Below are 20,018 nucleotides of genomic sequence, written 5' to 3' on the forward strand. Positions count from 1 at the left end.
CTACCTTTTTAGCTCGATAAAGCACATTACCTGTGAAAGTGCATTTGTTAACACCTCCAAGTCAGTGCGATTTGTTATTGTTGTGATCGTTTTGCTTTGCGTTTCAAGGTCTTTTGCGACTTTCGCTAATCGTTTAAAGCCCAAACCTGCTGCCGCGCCTTTAATTCCATGTGCTAGCTCAAACAATGCCGAGCCTTGCTCGATGTCAGCGACCTGTTCTAGGTAATCATGACAAAGTTTAGCAAATTTATCTAACATTGTTTGCAAAAACGTTTCATTTTGCATCATTTGTGACAGCGCAAACTCATAATCAAAAAATGCTTCTTCTGTTTTATCTAGCTGGAAAATATTGCTTGCCAATGCCTTACACGCCTGCATACTATTAATTGGCTTTACCAAATAATCATTCATACCAACAGCTGTGGCTTTTGCTCGCTCCTCTTTGCTCGCATTGGCGGTTAAAGCGATAACGGGTAGTTCAGTTTCAGACCATGTTTCTCTGATCAGCTTGGTTGCTTGATAGCCATCTATATTTGGCATGTGGATATCCATCAGAATAATATCGGGTCGCAACGATCGACAAATTTCATCGATATCTTCAGCACTTTGTAGCCCTACAGTAGAAATACCGTTTTGCTTCAACATATTCTCAGTAATGTCTAAATTTAAGCTATTATCATCAACCACTAAGCAAAGCGCGCCAGCAACTTGCATACACACGTTGTCGACGGTTTGCGTCATATGGGCAAACTCAGCAAGCCAAGTATAAGCCGATTGGTAAAACACATACTGATTAAGCGCAATATGGTTACTTTGCTCAGGAAACTCCCCTTCACAATGTAGTAATAACGTAGTATTTCCAGGTAAAGAATAAGAAGGGTTAGGCACTACATCTGGTGGAATAACTACAATAGATTTATCAAGCTGAGTGCGCATCTGGTGTAGCTGCTCGATAGATAAAGGCTCTGCGAGACCCTCAAAATAGCTTGGTAGACATTGAGCTTCAGTGGTGAGGCAGTACACTTCTTTGTGACTGTCTACAACCGGACAAGCTCCTTTATCTAGTACCAGCTCGAAGAAAAAGCAGCTTCCTTCGTTGGGGGTTGAGTTTACCCCGATATCGCCGCCAAGGAGTGCAACCTCTTGCTTTACAATTGCAAGACCCAAACCAATACCTTCATGGCGGCGCGTGAAGCTTTCATCTCCTTGAGTAAAGGCATCAAAAAGGTGCTCTACTTCTTGTGATTTGATCCCAACCCCGGTATCCCAAACAGCAAACTTAACGGTTTGCTTTGCAGCTCTATCTAGAAGTAATGTCACCTTCAAACCAACCTTGCCATGATTAGTATACTTAACTGCGTTGCCAAGCAGGTTGACCAAAATCTGCTTTATTTTATCCTCATCGCTGTATAGATAAGGCCAAACCTGAGGGTCGACCTGTAGTTCAAACCCTAAGCCTTTTTGTATACACAAGGGTTTAATCAGCGATTCTATCGCAGTAAATGAATGGCAGGTTTGAAACGTTTCATATTGAATTGTGCCTTGGTGGCTTTCGACTTTGGCAAATTCTAAAATACTGTTGAGCATAGTAAGCAGCTCATTTGCAGCCCCAGAAAGCTGCTGTAATTTTTTATTTTGAACGCGAGTAAGGGTCTCACTTTTGATCATATCCGCCAAACCTAATATGGCATTAATTGGCGTTCTAATTTCATGGCTAATATTGGCGATAAAGCGGCTTTTTGCGAGCGTTGCACGCTCGGCATCTTGCTTCGCTAGTAACAGACCGGTGATATTTTGAATATGGATCACGTAGTATTTAGGGCGCTTGTTTTTATCCCAAACTAAGGAAATACTCAGTTGTAACCAACGATGCTTACCCGACTGTGAAATCGTATGCTCAACAACTTTCTTTTGCTCTTTTAACAGCCCAGCTAGAACAGGCTTTAGATCTTGCCAATTTTGCTCATCAAACAAGCGCTCCAGCTGCTTTTCTCCCGTATTCTTGTCAAGTGATAAGTAACGTTTAGCCGCCTTATTCATCTCCAAGATTTTTCCGCTGATCGCGGCCAAAATAACGCCATTAGGCGCAAATTCGGTCGCAGCTCTAAAGTTCTCTTCAGAGTCTCTCAGGGCATTGTACGCCTCTTGTGCAGCGGTAATGTCCCTTGCCACTCCCAAACAACCAATTAGCTTTCCGGTTTCCGACTTTAATGGGGTGATCGTCAAGAAGTAGGTATTTGCCCCTAGTACAAAGTTAGTTGCGACTTGCTCTTGCAAACGCTCCATCGCCGCTTCTTGCTCAAGTAATATGCTTAGCCCAGATGTCACTTCAGGTTGTGTTTTCGCAACTAAGTCCGACTTATCGACGCCCATAAACTCTTCAAACGCCCGATTGCAGCCAATGAATGAGCCATCGATATTTTTGAAGTAGATGATGTCGGGTACTGAGTCCAGTACCGCATTAAGTAAAGCAGCTTGCCGCTCTTTTATTTCAAAACTTTGTTTTAGTGCCTGCTGTTTGCGCTTAATCTCATCGTCAAGTTCTTGATTATGCTGTTTGAGTGCATGCATTAAGCGAGACTTTTGCTCGACCACCTGCTTGATCTGAATAAACCAAGGTTGCCATTCGGTAGGAATTGGGTAGCTCAAGGTGGCTTGTGGAGAGTGCTCCTGCAAAGACAAATAGTTCACAAAATGCTTTAAAGGTCGAACGAATATTTGCCCGCTTAACCATACAATCGTCACAAAGGTAAAAAGGATAAAAAATAGCAAAAGTGCGAGTTCAAGTAAGACTTCCCGCAGTAGCGGAGCGGCAAACTGCTCATAGCTTTCATGATAATTTAAACTAATGGGTTCTTTGGCTGGCTTGGCAATAAAGTGTAACCCGTGCTGCCAAGGTGTAGCAGAGTTAGTAAGTCTATTGTGATCATGCTCGTAACGCTTGCCAGCTATAATCTCATCACTTTGGTTTTTAAATTCCATCGTACCGTCTAAGGAGCCGATGTTTAACAACCACCTGTCAATAATATCGCTATCGTAGATCATCAATACATGGGCGTTATCCACCGTTGATAGCTTCTTACCGAGCGCAAACATTTGTCTATTGAAAAACTTCACAGGTGGACCAACGACTACATTGCCCAAGCTAAAATCGGGTTCGAACTTGCCTTGAACTAGCCGCGTTATAAAATGACTGCTAGAGGCTTCTCGACGTTTAATATATGCAAAGCCGTCATCTTCTACGTATGCAACTGCATACAACCCACCTTGTAACGCAAGCGCGGCATCAAAAGCAGTGTTAAGCGACAATACGGTTTGCCATCGCTTGGTGGCAAAAAGTGCTTCACTGACTTGCCCACGACCAACAATTTCTCCACCATTGTTAGGTAGCGCATGATAATAATGTTTAGGGTGTTGTTCTATATCTTCCAACCACTCTGGCGGTCTTTTAAATGAAATGGGCTGCGCTAGGTTGACGGCGATACTATCAAGGACAACATGCGCGGCATAAAATTCTTGTTTCAGCTGCTGAGCAACATATTCATACTGTCCAAAACGAACTTTGTACTGACGTTCGAGTTTAATTTGGTAGAGATGGTAGGCTAAGACGAGGACAAGTAGGATGGGTATTATTACCGCCACTAAAATTCCCTTTCGATAACTTTTTAGTGGTAAAAACTCTTTTGTCGCATCCATTTACTGGCTCGTTCCCGTTTGCACACAGTGTTAGCAAAAGAGTAACGAGCCAGTCGGCTCAAGGCAAGTTATAAATTTTCTTCGGCAAAACTTGCCAAGCGGCTTCGTACTACGCCGTTTAAGTTAATGGTAGCGCTGCCTTCAAAGTCTTTAAAGCGCTCAACAATATAAGTTAGCCCAGATGTCACAGGAGTGAGGTAATTACTATCAATCTGGGCGAGATTTCCAGTGCAAATTAATTTAGTCCCCTCACCGCAGCGAGTGATGATGGTTTTTAGCTGTGATGCCGTTAAGTTTTGGCTTTCGTCTAAAATGACAACCGCATTTTGAATACTTCGGCCACGCATAAAGTTCACCGATTTAAACTGAATGTTCGCCTTTTCCATAATGTAATTACGGCTAGTCACAGGGCTTTCATCATGTTTGTGAAGCACTTCTAAGGTATCTGTGATCGCCGCAAGCCAAGGGGCCATTTTCTCTTCTTCCGTGCCAGGTAAGAAGCCGATACTCTCTGCTATTTCAGGGGTATTTCGCGTTACAATTACCTTGTCGTAAATCCCTTTCTCAATGATCATTTCAAGCGCGCAGGCAAGCGCCAATAAGGTTTTTCCACATCCCGCAGGCCCGGTTAGTATCACCAGCTCTATGTCAGTATCAAGTAACGCATCCAGTGCCATACCTTGGTTAATATTCTTCGGTTTCACTCCCCATGCTTGACGGTGCATCAAACGTTCAACACCTAAGTCTTTTAATCGAATATGTTCAGAGTCGTATCCCACAACCCGGGCTGCAAAGTGATTAGTATCATCTATTAAGTATTCATTACAGAACACATCGGGTACGAGCGACTTTGGTACATCATGCACGGTGTAACGCCCATCTTGCTGCGTTTGGCACTCACCTACATTTTGCCAAAAGTCGCCTTCAACTTTTTTAAAGCCACTGGTCAACAACGCAATGTCGTCAATTAGCTGGTCGGTACGGTAATCTTCAACATACTTGAGTCCAGCGCCTTTCGCTTTAAGTCTCATGTTGATGTCTTTGGTAACCAGCACTACTTTTTTGTCACTGTACTGAGTTTGCAGGTGTACAGCACAATTTATAATGCGGTGGTCATTTTCGTTGCCGGGTAACCCGGAGATGGAGTCTTGAAAAAGGTGATCGTTTACAATAATCAATTTACCTGAACTGGGCGTTCGGTGACTTTCTATCCTCAATGTTGGTAGCGCTACCCCCTCTAGCATTTGCTCTGGTGTTGCATCGCGAAGCACATCATCTAACCCACGAATTGCAACTCTTGCGTCTCGGCTCACGTCACTCTTTCGATCTTTAATGTGATCAAGTTCTTCAAGGACAGTCATGGGAATAACGACATCATGTTCTTGGAAGGAGAGGTAAGCGAGTGGTTCATGGAGAAGTACGTTGGTGTCGAGCACGTACACTTTATGGTCTTTGTCTTGTTTTACCATAGCGCATTCCTGTTGTTTACAGATTATTATGCTATACCCAATACACAACGATGTGACTGATTATGTTTTGGATATAGTTCAAGTTTAGTCTATTTGTCACAAAAGTCGCTTTTATGACAGTAGAAAATCCAACTTGCATATTGATAAAAAACAACTAGTTGGCGATTGTCATGCCAACTAAATTGAAAAAGCACCAGCGCTTGATAAATAAAGGCTTGAGTCGCTGTTGTGTATTGAACAAACCGACATGAATAGGTAACATAGCCGCCTTTTTTCTGCATAGACGAGATAACCATGAATTTTTCCTTAGGTCAGCGCTGGATCAGTGATACTGAATCAGATTTAGGATTGGGTACAATAGTGGCACTTGAGGGGCGTCAAGTGACTATTTTATTTCCCGCTAGCGGAGAAAACCGTGTTTACTCAGTACAGGAAGCACCTGTAACTCGAGTCGTATTCAACCCAGGCGATGTGATCCGCCATGTTGAAGAGTGGGAACTACGTGTTGACAGCGTGGAAGAGCAAAATGGACTATTTTGCTATCATGGTACTCGAGTAGATAATGAAGAAGAGACTTCATTTAAAGAGACCTTTCTTGATCACTTCCTCAAGTTCAATAAACCTCAAGATCGTCTGTTTGCAGGCCAAATCGACCGTTTTGATCGCTACACACTGCGCTATCAAACTTGGCAACACCAGTTTGATAAAGAGCAATCTCATCTTAAAGGATTGATAGGTCAGCGCGCTAGCCTTATTCCGCACCAGCTGTATATTGCCGATGAAGTCGGTAAGCGCTTTGCACCTCGCGTACTTCTGTCTGATGAAGTAGGCCTAGGCAAAACCATTGAGGCGGGCATGATTTTACACCAGCAGATTCTCTCTGGTCGTGCCAACCGTGTGTTAATCGTGGTCCCAGAGAACTTACAGCACCAATGGCTTGTAGAGATGCTACGCCGCTTTAACTTGCACTTTTCGATTTTTGACGAAGAACGTTGTAGTGAAGCTTACGCAGATGCACCGAATGTATTCGAAACAGAACAACTAGTTTTGGTTAGTCTAGAGTTTATTACCAAAAAGCGCCGCTGGTTTGAGCAAGCCACACTCGCTGATTGGGATCTACTGATTGTCGATGAAGCACACCACCTGACGGTCACTAAGGAAAAGCCAAGCACTGAATATCAACGTATTGCCGAGCTTTCTCAAGACATTCCTGGACTTATCTTGTTGACTGCAACACCGGACCAACTGGGCCATCGCAGTCATTTTGCCCGTTTACAGCTACTAGACCCTGATAGGTTCTACGACTACGACGCATTTGTTGAAGAAGAAAGTCATTATAAAGAGGTTGCAGAAGCCGCTAACAACTTACTACAAGATAAAAAGCTAGATGCAAAAGAAGAGCAAACACTTTGTACACTGCTAAAAGAAACCGATATTTCTGAGCTTCTAGCAAAGGCACAAAATGGCGATAGCGATGCCAAAGCAGAAATCTTGTCTATGCTATTAGACCGTCATGGTACTGGCCGTATTCTATTTAGAAATAGCCGCAGTGGCATTGATGGCTACCCAAGTCGTTTATTACATCAATACCCAGTACCTTTACCTAAGCAATACAAAACAGCAATGTCGGTAATGGGTAACATTGGCGGTATTCAAAGCCCTGAATTTAATGCGATGCGTGCGTTATTTCCTGAAAAGATCTTCCAAGAGTTTGAAGGTGAAGGAAGCGGCTGGGCACAGTTCGACCCCCGCGTTGAGTGGTTAATTGCTAAATTGAAAGAGTTAAAGCATGAAAAAGTACTGCTTATTTGTGCCAAAGCAGAAACCGCAATCAGCCTTGAGCAAGTATTACGCGAACGCGAAGCCATTAAAGCTGCGGTATTCCACGAAGGCATGTCCATCATTGAACGTGACCGTGCGGCAGCATTTTTTGCAGATGAATACGATAGTGCGCAAGTATTACTTTGCTCAGAAATTGGCTCTGAAGGTCGTAACTTCCAGTTTTCGCATCACTTAGTATTATTTGACCTACCGCTTAACCCTGACTTACTTGAGCAACGTATTGGTCGTCTTGACCGTATTGGGCAAAAACATGACATCAATATTCATGTGCCTTACTTTGAAAACACCGCACAAGAAGTATTACTACGTTGGTATCACGAAGGCTTAGATGCGTTTGAAACCACCAGCACCACGGGGCAAATGCTGTATAAGTCTTTCTCTGATGATTTGTTAGCACTGATCGCCGAGCACAACTGTAACGAAGACGAATTAGACCATTTATTGGAGCAAGCCGCAAAAGAAAATGCTCAGCTGCGAACAAAGATGGAGCAAGGTCGAGACCGCCTACTTGAGCTTCACTCAAGTGGTCAAGGTAAAACAGATAATATTGTTGCTGAACTTGAAGCACTTGATAACGACGTGATTTTGCCTGCGTTTATGATTAATGTGTTTGATACTTTTGGTGTTAACCAGGAAGACAAAGGTGAGAATACGATTATTCTCAAGCCAACCGAACACATGCTAAACCCTTCTTTCCCTTGTTTGAAAGACGATGGCATCACAGTGACTTTTGACCGTAACACCTCACTGTCACAAGAAGACGCGCATTTCATCAGCTGGGATCACCCCATGGTCAGCGGCGTGATGGATATGATCTGTAACGATGACTTTGGTTGTGCGTCAGTGGCGCTGCTCAAAAACAACAAACTACCTGTCGGTACTTTCTTTGTTGAAATGATCTTCGTTGCAGAAGCTTCTGCGCCTAAGTCTCTTCAGGTGGGCCGCTTTTTACCACCAACACCAATTCGTGTCCTAATGGATAAAGGTGGCAATGACTTAGCCCAAAACGTTGCGTTTGATGCATTTAATCAACAGCTTTCTGCCGTTGGTAGGCAAACTGGCAGTAAACTAGTTAATGCCCTACAAAGCGCTATTCACCCGCTTATTACTCAAGCTGGCGATATTGCACAAGCTCAACTTGAAAGCATTCAAGCCAACGCGATGGATAAAATGCAAAAGCAATTAGGTGATGAGCAAGGTCGTTTGCAAGCACTTAAAGCTATCAATCCGAACATCCGTGACGAGGAAGTTCAAGTGTTTGATAAACAAAGAGCTGAGTTGAGCACACACATTGAAAAAGCGCAGCTTAAGTTGGACGCGATTCGTTTAATTGTGGTTGCCAACCAATAAATCTTCCACACCGAAAGAGAGCCTCGGCTCTCTTTCTCGCTACCGCTCACTTAGCAACTCATATATAATACGCGGCTTCGTTCTGTTCATGCTGAGGCAGCTGGTGTTACTAAATTACGCTCCCCCCCTTTCTCCCTATCTTGATATTTTGTACCAAGATGAAGATATGTTGGTGATCAACAAACCAAGCGGGTTACTCACCGTACCGGGTAAAGATCCAAAGCATTGGGACAGCGCTATCGCCAGAGTGAATTTTGTCTACCCTACGGCAAGAATTGTGCACCGCCTTGATATGGCAACATCCGGCGTACTGTGCCTTGCGATGAATAAAGCAGCGCATCGCCATTTGAGTATTCAATTTCAAGACAGGTTAACCCACAAGCACTACATCGCCCGAGTTCATGGCAAATTACAACAGCAAACGGGTTCTGTTGATTTACCGCTGGTGTGTGATTGGCCTAATCGCCCAAAGCAAATGGTTTGTCATGAGACCGGAAAACCTTCATTAACACATTTTGAAGTCATGGAATATGAAGCACAGGCAACACGCGTTAAACTAACCCCCATCACTGGACGCTCTCATCAACTCAGAGTACATATGCTTTCGCTTGGGCATGTAATTCTTGGCGATCGACTATATGCCAAAGGCGAGGCGTTAGCGGCTGCTTCACGTCTACAATTACATGCTGAGATGTTGCAAATTTCACATCCAACAACCAATGAGATGATGACCTTTACCGCACCGGCTCCTTTCTAAGTAACCTGTTTACTGTGTTAGTTAGAAGCGGTTTCGAAACTGTGACCTTCGAAAAATTAAGCAAATTGAGCGTTGCCAGCTAACGCTCAGATTAACGTTTGCTTAGTCACTAAACAAAGCGGGTAAAAAGCACGCGGTTAACACATAAATTGCATTACTATGGTTTCGTGATCGGCATATGTTTTATATACTGTAATTGTTCCCTAGCTCGTAGGACAGCTGATTAAGTCCCTGAGCCGATAAATTTCGTTTAGGATAGCAGTTTGTTTACTATTGAGCATGCTCGGCATGTACCGAGAAGCCTACGGTAGGCTGTTGCTCTCCGCCTTGAACCTCAGGGTTCAAGGGCTGACATCGGCATCCGCGAAGCCGGGGAACAACCTTCCTCATTATGTACCTGATTACCATCGACTTCACGCGCTCTCAAGCCCAATTCAATACGATAAAACCAATAATATAAAAAAACCTCTCGGGTAAGGTAGGGGAAAGAGAGTCAAGAAATAAACGCTAAAACGAGTCTACGAAAGACAATTACAAGCCAGTCTCATATTTTAGTGTTTTATTTACTACAAGTGAGTACCAACTCACCACAAGACATCTTAATATGAAAGAAAAAGCTGTCATAAACTTTCATTTTATTGATAACCTTTTGTTCTATTCCATAGTCAAAGAATATTTTAGCCCAGCCAATAAAACCTCTATAGTAGCGCGTTATTTTCATGTATTTCGAAAGGTATTCTGATGTCTTTTGCTGTTATCGCCGCGTTGGCGGTTTTTATTGCCATACTTTTCGGTCTTTATCGCTTCCAACAGCGCTCCGAAACCCTGTCACGGACGGTATTACTAGGCTTAGTTGCAGGTAGCCTATTTGGACTCGCGCTGCAATTTATTTTCTCTGGTGACTTAACCACCAAACAGACTGTACTAGATTGGGTTGCGATTGTTGGTAGCGGCTATGTCAATCTGCTCAAAATGGTGATTATGCCATTGGTCTTAGTTTCTATGATTGCCGCGGTCGTAAAACTAGATAATCAAGGCTCTCTTGGAAAGATCTCGTTTGTCACTATCGCTATATTAGTGTTTACCACGGCCATCGCTGCCCTTATTGGTATTTTTATCACTCAAGCATTTGGACTAAGTGCAGCAGGCTTAGTAGAAGGCGCACGCGAAACAGCCAGAATAGCGGTACTTGAGGAACGCGCAACAACCGTTGCCGATTTAACCATTCCACAAATGCTGCTTAGCTTTGTACCAACCAATCCATTTGCTGACTTAACAGGCGAGCGCTCTACCTCGATTATCGCCGTAGTGATTTTTGGTGTGTTAACTGGTATTGCCGCTCGTAGAGCTATCATGGAAGAGTCTGATTTAAGTAGTCCTATAAAAAATGCAGTAGAAGGCGCACAGGCCGTTGTACTGAGATTAGTACGTATGATCATCGCCCTCACGCCTTATGGTGTAGCAGGTTTGATGACCAAAGTGATAGCCACATCAAGCATGGCTGACATTATTAGCTTGCTCGGTTTTATTATTGCCTCTTACGTTGCCATTTTGCTGATGTTTGCCGTACATGGTTTGTTAGTCACTTTAGTTGGTGAAAATCCAAAGCATTTCTTCCAAAAAATTTGGCCTGTTTTAACTTTTGCTTTCACCTCACGAAGCTCTGCGGCGACCATCCCACTGAACGTTGAAGCGCAGATCCACAAGCTTAATGTTCCACCTGCGATTGCAAACCTTTCTGCATCGTTTGGTGCGACTATCGGACAAAATGGCTGTGCTGGTATTTATCCTGCTATGCTTGCTGTTATGGTCGCGCCAACCGTAGGAATTGACCCATTCGCACTCGACTTTATTATCTCTTTAGTGGCTATGGTTGCAATTAGCTCATTTGGTATTGCAGGTGTTGGAGGTGGTGCAACTTTCGCAGCGTTAGTGGTGTTACCTGCGATGGGATTACCAGTGACAATTGCTGCGCTACTAATTTCTATTGAGCCATTAATTGATATGGCAAGAACGGCACTCAATGTATCGGGTTCAATGACCGCAGGTACAGTGACAAGTCGCTTGTTAAAGCAAAAGCATACTAACGAAGCAATGTAGTGCTATGACAGCTTAAGGGCCAGTTAGTTATCTGGCCCTACACTTTCAATCAATCACAAGCTTTGCAGTGCCAAGCCAAAAAGACAACAAGGACTTCATTGAATCCACCAGCTCGTGGTATTGGGACGGTTTGGTCATATAAGAATTTGCCCCAAGCAAATAACACTGTTTTATATCTAACTCTGAGTCTGATGTGCTGAACATAATAACTGGAATATGCTTAAGGTTTGCCGCCCCGCGCATCTCAGCTAATACATCTTTGCCGCTTTTTCGGGGCATATTTAAATCAAGAATAATAAGGCTAGGTAATAGCTCAGAGCTATTGAGTTTTTCAATCAATTCAACGCCATCACTTACAAATTGCAACTTCGTATCCACCACGCCGTTATCTTCAAACGCATCACGGATCAATTCTTGGTCGTCGAAATCATCATCTGCAACCAAGATATAGTTCACAGAGTGAAGTCGCTTAATTAAATCATGATGATGGATCATTCACACTCTCCTTAAACTCGCATTAACCTCGAGTTTGTATGCTGATATCAGAGCCGTATCTGTGGCTCTACAGCTAAATTAATTGTCTTGCGCTGAAACAGGCAAGCTAAAGTAGAAAGTAGAGCCTTGCCCTACTTTCGTTTCGACCCATATGCGACCATGATGTCTCTCGACGATTTTTTTACAAATAGCAAGTCCAAGCCCAGTACCGGCATATGCGCTACGACCATGTAATCTTTCGAAAAGATTGAAGATCTGCTCACTAAATTCAGGATCAAAGCCAATTCCGTTATCTTTCACCGCAATAACCAGTTCGTTGTCTTTGCGTTCGCTGCTAATGGTGACTCTTGGCGCTCTTTGTGGCGCACTAAATTTAATCCCATTATTGATTAAGTTTAGCAGCACTCGTTGCAATTGCCTGCGGTCTCCAAATACATCACCAAGCCCTGTGGTATCCACTTGTGCGTTTGATTCTTTAATCACTAACTCAAGATCCAGTAAAGTTTCAGCTAACGCATCATCACCATCAAATGATTTAAATGACTCACCTTTACGATCAATCCGTGAAAAGCTCAGCAACCCTTTAATCAATTTTTGCATTCTTTCGGCTGAATCCATCATGCGTTTGAGATAAGAAGCATGTTTTTCATTGAGCCCCTCAGCTGAACATTGGATCCGATCACCAAACATTTGAATTTTTCTAAGCGGCTCTTGTAAGTCATGAGATGCTAAAAAGGCAAAGCGCTCCAGCTCTTGATTCGATTCTTGTGCTTTCTCAAGTGCTATCGTCAGTAGTTGCTCTGCAGTACGACGCGAGGTGATCTCGTTTTCCAAAGCTTCGGTACGCTTAGTGACTTTTTGCTCTAAAATTGCATTGAGCTTTTTATATCGCTCTGATTTAGCCAGCACATAATTAACCAAGGTATTTCTAAACTTCAATGCACAACTGACTTCAGCTTCTGTCCAAGGGTGAGACTTGCATTTCACATTCTCGACCCATAACTTAAACGAGCTGCGTGGCATTAAGCGATGGCTACCATCATCCAAAAACTCAATGGATTTTTCAGGCTTCCCTCCCCAGTTTTTGGTTTGAATAACTTCTTTTCTAAACCATATGATGAAGTGATTAGCATCCGCAGAAAGTGGCATCAATAACACCCCACTCGCCGTTTTCGCAAAGGCTTTGAATGTTTCGTTAAGCTCACCTAAGTTATGACAATAAAAAATAGAGTCATCCCCAAGTTGGTGCTCTACGAGCCATTGGTAAATAGCTTCAATATCCACCTTTGCGGGAGTTTGCCCGTAGCATTCCAAATCATTCTCAACACGCCACGCGACACCCGTAGCTTTCATCATTTCTTGCAATGCCGCAGACTCATACCGCAGACCATCAGCAAAGAAGATCTCTTTTGCCATACGCTCTGTAACAGTAGAGCTTAATGTCAGTGCATTAGCTTCAGCCATTGCTTCTAAGGATGAGGTTTTGAGAGAGATCAGATAAGATAACATCAACCCCATATACTGGGCGACTTCACGAGTGTTAAATGGCACTACGTGCTTTTCGTAGTGGTGACAAGCAATCAGCCCCCACAATTTACCAGCGACAATAATACTGATAGACATGGTCGCCTTTACACCCATATTACGTAAGTACTGGCAGTGAATTGGCGAAACACTCCGTAAAATACAGGCGCTTAAATCTATTGGCTTATCTTGCGGATAAAGCAGTGAATTTTCGCCATCAACGTCGGCAAGTAAACGAACAGGATTTCTTAAATAAAGTGCTCTTGCTTGTTTTGGAATGTCTGACTCCGGAAAGTGCTGGTTTAAAAACGAATTAAGGCCACTACGCTTCGATTCAGCAACCACCTCACCATTGTACTCGTGATCAAATTTATACAGCATCACCCTGTCAAACTGCGTTAATTCTCTAATTTCTTCCACGGCCATTTCGTAAGAAGCCTGCAAAGATTGAGAGTCAACCATACTAGACAAGGAGTGCTTCATAAGGTGCTGCATTGAATGGTTGCCTTCAATGCCATGCACCGTATTTTGTTCAAGCTCTAAAATCAGCCCTTCTTCGTTTTGGCTAGCAACCACAGAGAATTCAATACGTTTTGAATCTTTGGTTGTTACCGTGGTCACCATCGGATTTAAGCGGTGAATATCAGAGGTCTTATAATTGCTGGCAAGCAACTCAAAAAATGGAGACGCAAAAATCTTTTCAGCATGAGTATTGACTAAAGCGCTAGGTTCAAAGCCTACAAGCTCGGCAAAATTTTCACTAAAGTAACGAAGTTTCAATGTGTTAGCATCAAGTAGCAATAAATAACCATGCGACTGAATCGAGCCTGGAATATGAATTGGCTCTTTGTGACAGTTGTCTAGTGTTGCTTCGAACTTCTCCACCTTTATATGCCCCCCTCCTTTTATCTAGCTTCATCATCGTATCATGGATCCCCACCTAGTATGCAAGCAGCTCGAAGTAGATACACACTCGGTTCACAAAGCGATTAAATGCGATTAGACTTGCACAATTAGGAAGTAAAAAAGTAAGTGTATTATGACAACCACAGTAAAGTGCCCAACCTGCCAACAGGCTGTTGAATGGTCAGATAAAAGTCCATTTCGCCCGTTTTGCTCAAAGCGCTGCCAATTAATTGATTTAGGTGATTGGTCTGACGAATCAAACGCGATTTCTACACCGATAAAAAGTGGTGAACTCACCCCCCAAGATGCGGAAAGTTTGATTGAAGATATAGAAGCGATGCTGGCCAAGAACGACGATAGCTTTTTTAAAGAATAGACCTGCGGGCCGGTTTCCTCGGCCTTCACTCTCTGATATTAGTTTATTAAACTAGTAAAAGAGCAAACTCGACAAATCACTAGCTATCTTTTTTTGCTTGTTCCTCTTCCCCCTTTTGCTCCGTACTTCTCACCTCACTTTGATAGGTTTTAGCTATATGCCCCGCCCCTTCTAAAATATCACTTAGCTGGATCCGGCAAATTTCCGACAATTTAATTAAGGTGCCCAAGCGAAATGAGCTTGTTCCGTTGAGGTAATCGTCTAGTGTGGTGAGACCTATTCCGAGCTTTTGGCTAATGGTTTTTTTAGTATAGCCTCTACGCTTTTTGAGTTCTTTTAGCAGTTCTCGGATCCTAAGTGTCACCTCGTACTCTTCAGGTGTCTGCATGTCTCCCTCAGTGATACCTAGTAACAAACAGCCAACAACAAAGAATACCCTTAGTTACTCTGAAGAAAATAAAAGTTATTGGAAAGTTTGTGTGCGTAAATTAAGAATTTTTCAATTCGACACTATTTCAAAGAGTTATCCGCAGACTCGCTAGATGTACTCCTAATCGAAAAGTACCACAACGCACACATGTTATCAACATGTAACTTAAACCTATGTAAACAGTCGTATTATTCTATACATTGATTGCAATGGATCAGTTCTTTATATCAAACTGGAGTACAGGCTCTTATTTTATAAGAAGATGATAAGTAGCAAGTGATTGATAGAGCCCTTACCAGGAAGGCCAGGGCTAGATTGGAGGAAAACATTGAGATTTAATCTGCCTTTTTATTACCTTTGTGGCTTCGACGTAACTTAAGTGCTTGGAGTTTATCGCGCTGCTCTTCGCTTAGCACATGAAACACTTTGTGACGAGTTTCCATCGAAAGTAGTGCCCACGCTTGCTTTTTATCTTGGCTTTTTTCCAATAAAAGTTGCGCTTGAGTCTTATCAAAATTTGGCGCTAACATGAGTGCTTTCATTTCTTCACGATAACTTGAATGTGCTTCTTTCCCACTTTCTTTTAGCGCTTTTTTGGCAGTTTTGTAGTCCGCATAAATTGTCTTTAGTTGGCCTTGCTGCGCTTCTGTTAACTCTAATAACTTCTGCCCTTTATCTGATAGTAACAACCTTGCTGAGTGTTCAAGATGCCCGCCCGCAGGACCTGCACTTGCGGTGAAGCTGAAAGTCGATACGCCAAGCGCTGTAACTAATGCTAAAGTAGATAGTAATTTCATAATGTTGGCTCCTTGTTCGCCATTGCTTTGTCACCATCAAATTTAGCAAGCGCAAAGAAAAGGAACGTCAGACAGAGGTAAAGTTTTGTCAGTGCTTTGCAAAAAAAAGCAAAGGCAATTTACATAAGGCGTTGAAGTAAGGTGTAATATGCTAGAGCCAAACTATTCAGGCCAACGCCAAACAACAATGCTGGACTAAGTATGACAATGAAACATTCCATTTTACTTATTGATGACGACCAAGAACTTTGCAGCCTGTTAAAAGAATACTTTACTGCTGAAGGCTTTGAGGTGGCGATGGCCCACACTGGAACTGAAGGTCTGAAGCTGGCATTAAAACAAAATTTCGACCTAATATTATTAGACGTAATGCTTCCCGAAATGGATGGTTTTGAAGTACTGAAAGCGCTACGTGTCCAGAAGATGACACCCGTTATTATGTTAACGGCAAAAGGCGATGACTTTGACCGCATCTTTGGTTTGGAGCTAGGTGCTGACGATTATATTCCAAAACCGTTTAACCACCGGGAGCTACTTGCGCGCGTTAAAGCCATTACGCGTCGCGTCGATCATTATAAGCAACACAGTCCGGATGATACCTTTACTATCCATCAATTGCGTTTAGATGTGGCTTCGAGAAGCGCCACTGTTAATGGCGAAATGCTGTCGCTGACGGGCACCGAATACGAAGTACTACACTTACTGGTCAGAACCGCAGGAGAAGTGGTCGACAAGCAGACTATTTCACGACAAGTACTAGGCCGACCACTTGTGCCTTATGATCGCTCTATCGATATGCATGTCTCTAATGTTCGTAAAAAAATTGCCGCATTAAGTGAGCATACTTATATCAAAACGATCCGCGGCGCTGGCTATATTTTTCTAAAGGCGTAATGAATGAAGCGGTATTTACTTGTTAAGGTTTTTGCCTGGTTTTGGCTCACTATCATTGCCACTATGTTGTTGCTACTCGGGATCAGCATGCTACAACCTGATGTTGTGGAAACTCAGCGTATCTCAAAATCCATGCTGCAAAATCTAAAACAATTAGAAAAAGCGTTAATACGCGCAAGCGAGCGTCCTAATTTTGAGTTAAATGAGATCACCAAACTACGTAAAAGAAAGGCGCGAAATATCTATTTGAGCCACCGCGATGCCGAAAAAAGCGTTGCCGCCGATCCCAATATAAAAACGCTGAATTTAGATTTACTCAGTTTTACTGAGGATGCCAAACCGACCGCTATTTTTACCCCAGAGTACAAGGCTTTTGGCCCCCTAGAGCTTACACTTCAAGGTGAAAGTTATCGTCTTTATTTAATTTTTGAAAACCATACTCCAACTGCACTCGTCAAATTAAGAGCCCTACCACTTTGGATAAAAGTCGCGGTCGTACTGGGCGCAAGCTTGTTGCTATGTTTTTGGTTTACTCGAGATCTATTGTTACCTATTAAAGAGCTACAAAAAGCCGCTGCAAAACTTTCTCGTGGAGAGCTGTCGAGCAGAGCCGATATAAATACCAAGCGCCAAGACGAGCTCGGTCAACTGGGTCATGATTTTAACCTAATGGCTGATAAATTAGAGTCTTTAGTTAACAATCAAAAGCGCTTACTTGCTGATATATCCCATGAACTACGTTCACCGCTCACCCGCTTGCAAATGGCCACAGGGCTTGCGGCGGGCCATGCCACTGCGCAAAGCCAAAGTTATATCGAGCGCATTGAGCGCGAAGCTCAGTTAGTTGAAAATATGCTCAGCGATATTTTGCATTTATCTAAGCTTGAAGCGGATCAAGCGCCAATCGATAAACAACTAATTAAGCTCAATGAACTGCTCGACCCGATACTGGAAGATGCTCAGTTTGAAGCACAACAATTGGGGAAGGATCTTGTCGTCTCAGCGCTACCCGAGGCAATACTTTATGGCGACCCAATGCTACTTAACCGCGCATTCGAAAACATTATTCGTAACGCGATTAAATATGCAACTAGCCTTATTAATGTCGAGATTGAAAGTGATGGTAAACACTTGCTATGCACTATCAGTGATGATGGTAAAGGCGTAAATAAAGATCTACTGGACAAGCTTTGCATTCCATTTTTCAGAGTGTCGAGTGCACGTACGCCGACTAAAAATCAAATGGGAGGCTTTGGGTTGGGTCTTGCCATTGCGCAGCATGCGTTAAAAGTACATGACGCCCATATCGAATTTAGTAATAATATTGGTTTGCAGGTCAGTATTCGAATTCCATTACACAGGTAGCCATGTTTTATAGCCAAAGTCAGCAACTTGAATCACATCTTCCTGAAATTGATAAGCACTGGCAAGGCTGCCAAAAAGGCTTTTTTGATACCCCTTATGGTAGGCTATTTTACGCCTACCACATTCCAGAAAAGGCAACGTTCAGCCTAGTATTGGTTAATGGCCGTATTGAATCGGCGCATAAATACAGAGAACTACTGTGGGAGTTGGCGCAAAACAACATAGCGGTATTTACCTATGACCATCCAGGACAAGGCTACTCGCCACGATTACTTAAAGACAAGCAAATCGGCTATGTTAGGCGCTTTGAAGATTATGCCACAACATTGCACTGCTTTATGGATCAAATCGTTGCCGAGCAAAATACCTTACCACTTTTTATATTGGCGCATTCGATGGGTGGTGCCATTACTTGCGACTATTTATCGTTATTTCGGCCTCACAACATTGAGGGAGTGTATTTATCAGCCCCGATGCTTGGGATCAATACGACTCCCTACCCAGCTTGGTTTGCCGAGGGACTGGCGGGCACAGCTTGTTTATTTGGGCTAAGTAAGCATTATGCATTGGGACAAGTGCACTACCACAACAAGCCTTTTCAAGATAATGACCTTACTGATTGCCCAATCAGATATGCGCTATTTAGAGGTCTGTACGATCAATTTCCCGAGCTACAGCTCGGTGGTGTCAGTTTTGCTTGGCTATACACGGCGCTGCATAAATGCCGCTCGCTCCAGAATATTAAATTAGATCTGCCAATCCGTATCGCGACAGCCAGTGAAGACAGCATTGTTGATAATCAGGCGCAGAGTCAATTTGCCGCACACAGAGACAATGTGACACTTACAAAATTTATCGGGAAACATGAACTACTTTGCGAGCAAGATAACACCCGCAAAGCTGTGCTAGATGATTTTTATGCGTTTACAGCGGAGCTACTTACCGCTAAAGAAACAGGGTCTTGATGGATAAGTACATCCATCTCACAATCAAACTCTTCTTTAATGCTAGCAACCACCTCATCTGCAACCTGATGTGCTCGCATCAGCGGCATATCATCGTCAAGCTCTAGATGCAGTTGAATAAACTTGATTTTTCCACCTTGCCTAGTACGCAAATCATGTACTCCGTAAACATCCTCATGACTCGACGCGATAAGTATGATCTGTGCTTTTTCTTCGTCTGGCAGCTCTTTATCCATCAAGTGCGCAGCACTTTCCTTAGCAATATCCCAACTGTTATAAAGTAAATACATCGCCACCAAAATACCAAAAATTGGATCGGCGTAACCTACACCATAAAAGTTAAGCAATACCGCTAGGAGCACAGCAAGGTTTAATAAAATGTCGCCCTTATAATGCAACGAGTCGGCCTTAATGGCGATGGACTGCGTGCGTTTAACCACTTGATACTGCACCGCAACCACCAACAAAGTACACACTATCGCAAATAAACTCACCCACACACCAAACAACGAATGTGGAATTTGGGTTGGATTGATAATGCGCTCTACACCATGAAAAGCCAATAAACTCGCAGAGCCCGCGATAAATGCAGCTTGTCCAAGCCCAGCTAAAGCTTCTGCCTTTCCGTGACCAAATCGATGATCATCGTCCGCAGGACGCAATGCGTAGCTCAGTACAAAGAAATTCATTAAAGAGGCACTAATGTCAAGCAGTGAATCAGTTAAAGAGCCGAGCATAGCGGCACTACCCGAAGACAACCAAGCCCAACATTTAGCCGCGATCATCAATCCCACCATTATTATGGTGAATACACTCGAAAACCTCACCCAAAACTCATAGCTGCGATCCACTGGCACCTCATTTCTTTCATGTTATTTAATCTGAAGTTTGGCTAACTGAAAACCTAAACTTCTGATTAGTCTTCAAACCACTCGCAACATGCTCATGCATCGCGATGCTATTATATTACAGGGTAATGGTTTGAAATGAAAAACAGATTACGGTTGTATACTTTTTCACAACAATCTCTCTTTAAAAGCTGCAGGGTAATG

Annotated in this window: 16 protein-coding genes and 1 other RNA gene; 9 read left to right on the plus strand and 8 right to left on the minus strand. The window is 43.1% G+C overall.

From position 1 onward, the window contains the following. From DRB05_RS20230 to DRB05_RS20240, 3 genes are all read right to left on the minus strand, one after another. Positions 1–3,696, minus strand: a complete 3,696-nt coding sequence (locus DRB05_RS20230) for a response regulator (protein ID WP_128728520.1) — start codon at positions 3,694–3,696, stop codon at positions 1–3. Between the two features lie 68 nt (positions 3,697–3,764). Continuing rightward, positions 3,765–5,165 (minus strand): PhoH family protein, encoded by a 1,401-nt coding sequence (locus DRB05_RS20235; protein ID WP_128728521.1) that lies wholly within the window; start codon positions 5,163–5,165, stop codon positions 3,765–3,767. A gap of 89 nt (positions 5,166–5,254) precedes the next feature. After that, entirely contained in the window at positions 5,255–5,461 is a 207-nt protein-coding gene (locus tag DRB05_RS20240) for a hypothetical protein (protein ID WP_128728522.1), read from the minus strand. On the opposite strand from DRB05_RS20240, the gene rapA reads away from it, so the two are divergent. The 4 genes from rapA to DRB05_RS20260 all read left to right on the plus strand — a co-directional run bounded on the left by rapA (position 5,460) and on the right by DRB05_RS20260 (position 11,214). Then, positions 5,460–8,357, plus strand: coding sequence for an RNA polymerase-associated protein RapA (gene rapA, locus DRB05_RS20245; protein ID WP_128728523.1), 2,898 nt, complete (start codon positions 5,460–5,462; stop codon positions 8,355–8,357). The two genes, DRB05_RS20240 and rapA, sit on opposite strands and share 2 nt — an antisense overlap. A gap of 103 nt (positions 8,358–8,460) precedes the next feature. Beyond that, a complete protein-coding gene (rluA, locus tag DRB05_RS20250; RefSeq protein WP_193554590.1) occupies positions 8,461–9,114 on the plus strand; it encodes a bifunctional tRNA pseudouridine(32) synthase/23S rRNA pseudouridine(746) synthase RluA in 654 nt (217 codons plus the stop codon). Between the two features lie 197 nt (positions 9,115–9,311). Beyond that, a non-coding RNA gene (gene ssrS / locus DRB05_RS20255) (6S RNA) lies at positions 9,312–9,494 on the plus strand. Positions 9,495–9,855: 361 nt separating this feature from the next. Next, positions 9,856–11,214: an L-cystine transporter gene (locus tag DRB05_RS20260; protein ID WP_128728525.1), complete on the plus strand. Its 1,359-nt coding sequence runs from the start codon at positions 9,856–9,858 to the stop codon at positions 11,212–11,214. Positions 11,215–11,259: 45 nt separating this feature from the next. Here DRB05_RS20260 and DRB05_RS20265 read toward each other — a convergent pair whose 3' ends face one another. Together DRB05_RS20265 and DRB05_RS20270 are read right to left on the minus strand one after the other, a co-directional pair. Continuing rightward, on the minus strand, positions 11,260–11,709 hold the full coding sequence (locus DRB05_RS20265) for a response regulator (protein WP_128728526.1): 450 nt from the start codon (positions 11,707–11,709) through the stop codon (positions 11,260–11,262). Positions 11,710–11,787: 78 nt separating this feature from the next. Next, positions 11,788–14,118, minus strand: a complete 2,331-nt coding sequence (locus tag DRB05_RS20270) for an ATP-binding protein (RefSeq protein WP_128728527.1) — start codon at positions 14,116–14,118, stop codon at positions 11,788–11,790. Positions 14,119–14,272: 154 nt separating this feature from the next. Between DRB05_RS20270 and yacG the strand changes: the two genes are divergently transcribed. Next, entirely contained in the window at positions 14,273–14,515 is a 243-nt protein-coding gene (gene yacG, locus DRB05_RS20275) for a DNA gyrase inhibitor YacG (protein WP_128728528.1), read from the plus strand. A gap of 79 nt (positions 14,516–14,594) precedes the next feature. Here yacG and DRB05_RS20280 read toward each other — a convergent pair whose 3' ends face one another. Both DRB05_RS20280 and DRB05_RS20285 read right to left on the minus strand, forming a co-directional pair. Continuing rightward, positions 14,595–14,903, minus strand: coding sequence for a helix-turn-helix transcriptional regulator (locus DRB05_RS20280; RefSeq protein WP_128728529.1), 309 nt, complete (start codon positions 14,901–14,903; stop codon positions 14,595–14,597). 377 nt (positions 14,904–15,280) lie between these two features. Then, entirely contained in the window at positions 15,281–15,742 is a 462-nt protein-coding gene (locus DRB05_RS20285; protein WP_128728530.1) for a Spy/CpxP family protein refolding chaperone, read from the minus strand. A gap of 207 nt (positions 15,743–15,949) precedes the next feature. Between DRB05_RS20285 and DRB05_RS20290 the strand changes: the two genes are divergently transcribed. The 3 genes from DRB05_RS20290 to DRB05_RS20300 are packed head-to-tail and all read left to right on the plus strand — an operon-like array spanning position 15,950 to position 18,966. Next, positions 15,950–16,636, plus strand: coding sequence for a response regulator (locus DRB05_RS20290; protein WP_128728531.1), 687 nt, complete (start codon positions 15,950–15,952; stop codon positions 16,634–16,636). Positions 16,637–16,639: 3 nt separating this feature from the next. After that, on the plus strand, positions 16,640–18,001 hold the full coding sequence (locus tag DRB05_RS20295) for an ATP-binding protein (RefSeq protein ID WP_128728532.1): 1,362 nt from the start codon (positions 16,640–16,642) through the stop codon (positions 17,999–18,001). Between the two features lie 2 nt (positions 18,002–18,003). Continuing rightward, the gene (locus DRB05_RS20300; RefSeq protein ID WP_128728533.1) at positions 18,004–18,966 is read left to right on the plus strand and encodes an alpha/beta hydrolase; all 963 of its coding nucleotides are present in this window, start codon (positions 18,004–18,006) and stop codon (positions 18,964–18,966) included. On the opposite strand, the gene DRB05_RS20305 is transcribed toward DRB05_RS20300, so the two are convergent. After that, on the minus strand, positions 18,918–19,724 hold the full coding sequence (locus DRB05_RS20305; RefSeq protein WP_239965702.1) for a cation diffusion facilitator family transporter: 807 nt from the start codon (positions 19,722–19,724) through the stop codon (positions 18,918–18,920). The genes DRB05_RS20300 and DRB05_RS20305 overlap by 49 nt on opposite strands. On the opposite strand from DRB05_RS20305, the gene DRB05_RS23050 reads away from it, so the two are divergent. Continuing rightward, positions 19,669–19,806, plus strand: coding sequence for a hypothetical protein (locus DRB05_RS23050; RefSeq protein WP_235956684.1), 138 nt, complete (start codon positions 19,669–19,671; stop codon positions 19,804–19,806). The two genes, DRB05_RS20305 and DRB05_RS23050, sit on opposite strands and share 56 nt — an antisense overlap. Positions 19,807–20,018 lie beyond the last annotated feature (212 nt).

Source organism: Pseudoalteromonas sp. A757 (assembly GCF_004103285.1).
GTDB classification, from domain to species: Bacteria; Pseudomonadota; Gammaproteobacteria; order Enterobacterales; family Alteromonadaceae; genus Pseudoalteromonas; species Pseudoalteromonas galatheae.

Excerpts from the sequence above, each read along its gene's own strand:
- DRB05_RS20260 (WP_128728525.1), top strand. The coding sequence starts at position 9,856 with ATGTCTTTTGCTGTTATCGCCGCGTTGGCGGTTTTTATTGCCATACTT.
- DRB05_RS20290 (WP_128728531.1), top strand. The coding sequence starts at position 15,950 with ATGAAACATTCCATTTTACTTATTGATGACGACCAAGAACTTTGCAGC.
- DRB05_RS23050 (WP_235956684.1), top strand. The coding sequence starts at position 19,669 with ATGTCAAGCAGTGAATCAGTTAAAGAGCCGAGCATAGCGGCACTACCC.
- DRB05_RS20280 (WP_128728529.1), bottom strand. The coding sequence starts at position 14,903 with ATGCAGACACCTGAAGAGTACGAGGTGACACTTAGGATCCGAGAACTG.
- rapA (WP_128728523.1), top strand. The coding sequence starts at position 5,460 with ATGAATTTTTCCTTAGGTCAGCGCTGGATCAGTGATACTGAATCAGAT.
- yacG (WP_128728528.1), top strand. The coding sequence starts at position 14,273 with ATGACAACCACAGTAAAGTGCCCAACCTGCCAACAGGCTGTTGAATGG.
- DRB05_RS20300 (WP_128728533.1), top strand. The coding sequence starts at position 18,004 with ATGTTTTATAGCCAAAGTCAGCAACTTGAATCACATCTTCCTGAAATT.
- DRB05_RS20285 (WP_128728530.1), bottom strand. The coding sequence starts at position 15,742 with ATGAAATTACTATCTACTTTAGCATTAGTTACAGCGCTTGGCGTATCG.
- DRB05_RS20295 (WP_128728532.1), top strand. The coding sequence starts at position 16,640 with ATGAAGCGGTATTTACTTGTTAAGGTTTTTGCCTGGTTTTGGCTCACT.
- DRB05_RS20230 (WP_128728520.1), bottom strand. The coding sequence starts at position 3,696 with ATGGATGCGACAAAAGAGTTTTTACCACTAAAAAGTTATCGAAAGGGA.
- DRB05_RS20235 (WP_128728521.1), bottom strand. The coding sequence starts at position 5,165 with ATGGTAAAACAAGACAAAGACCATAAAGTGTACGTGCTCGACACCAAC.
- DRB05_RS20240 (WP_128728522.1), bottom strand. The coding sequence starts at position 5,461 with ATGGTTATCTCGTCTATGCAGAAAAAAGGCGGCTATGTTACCTATTCA.
- DRB05_RS20265 (WP_128728526.1), bottom strand. The coding sequence starts at position 11,709 with ATGATCCATCATCATGATTTAATTAAGCGACTTCACTCTGTGAACTAT.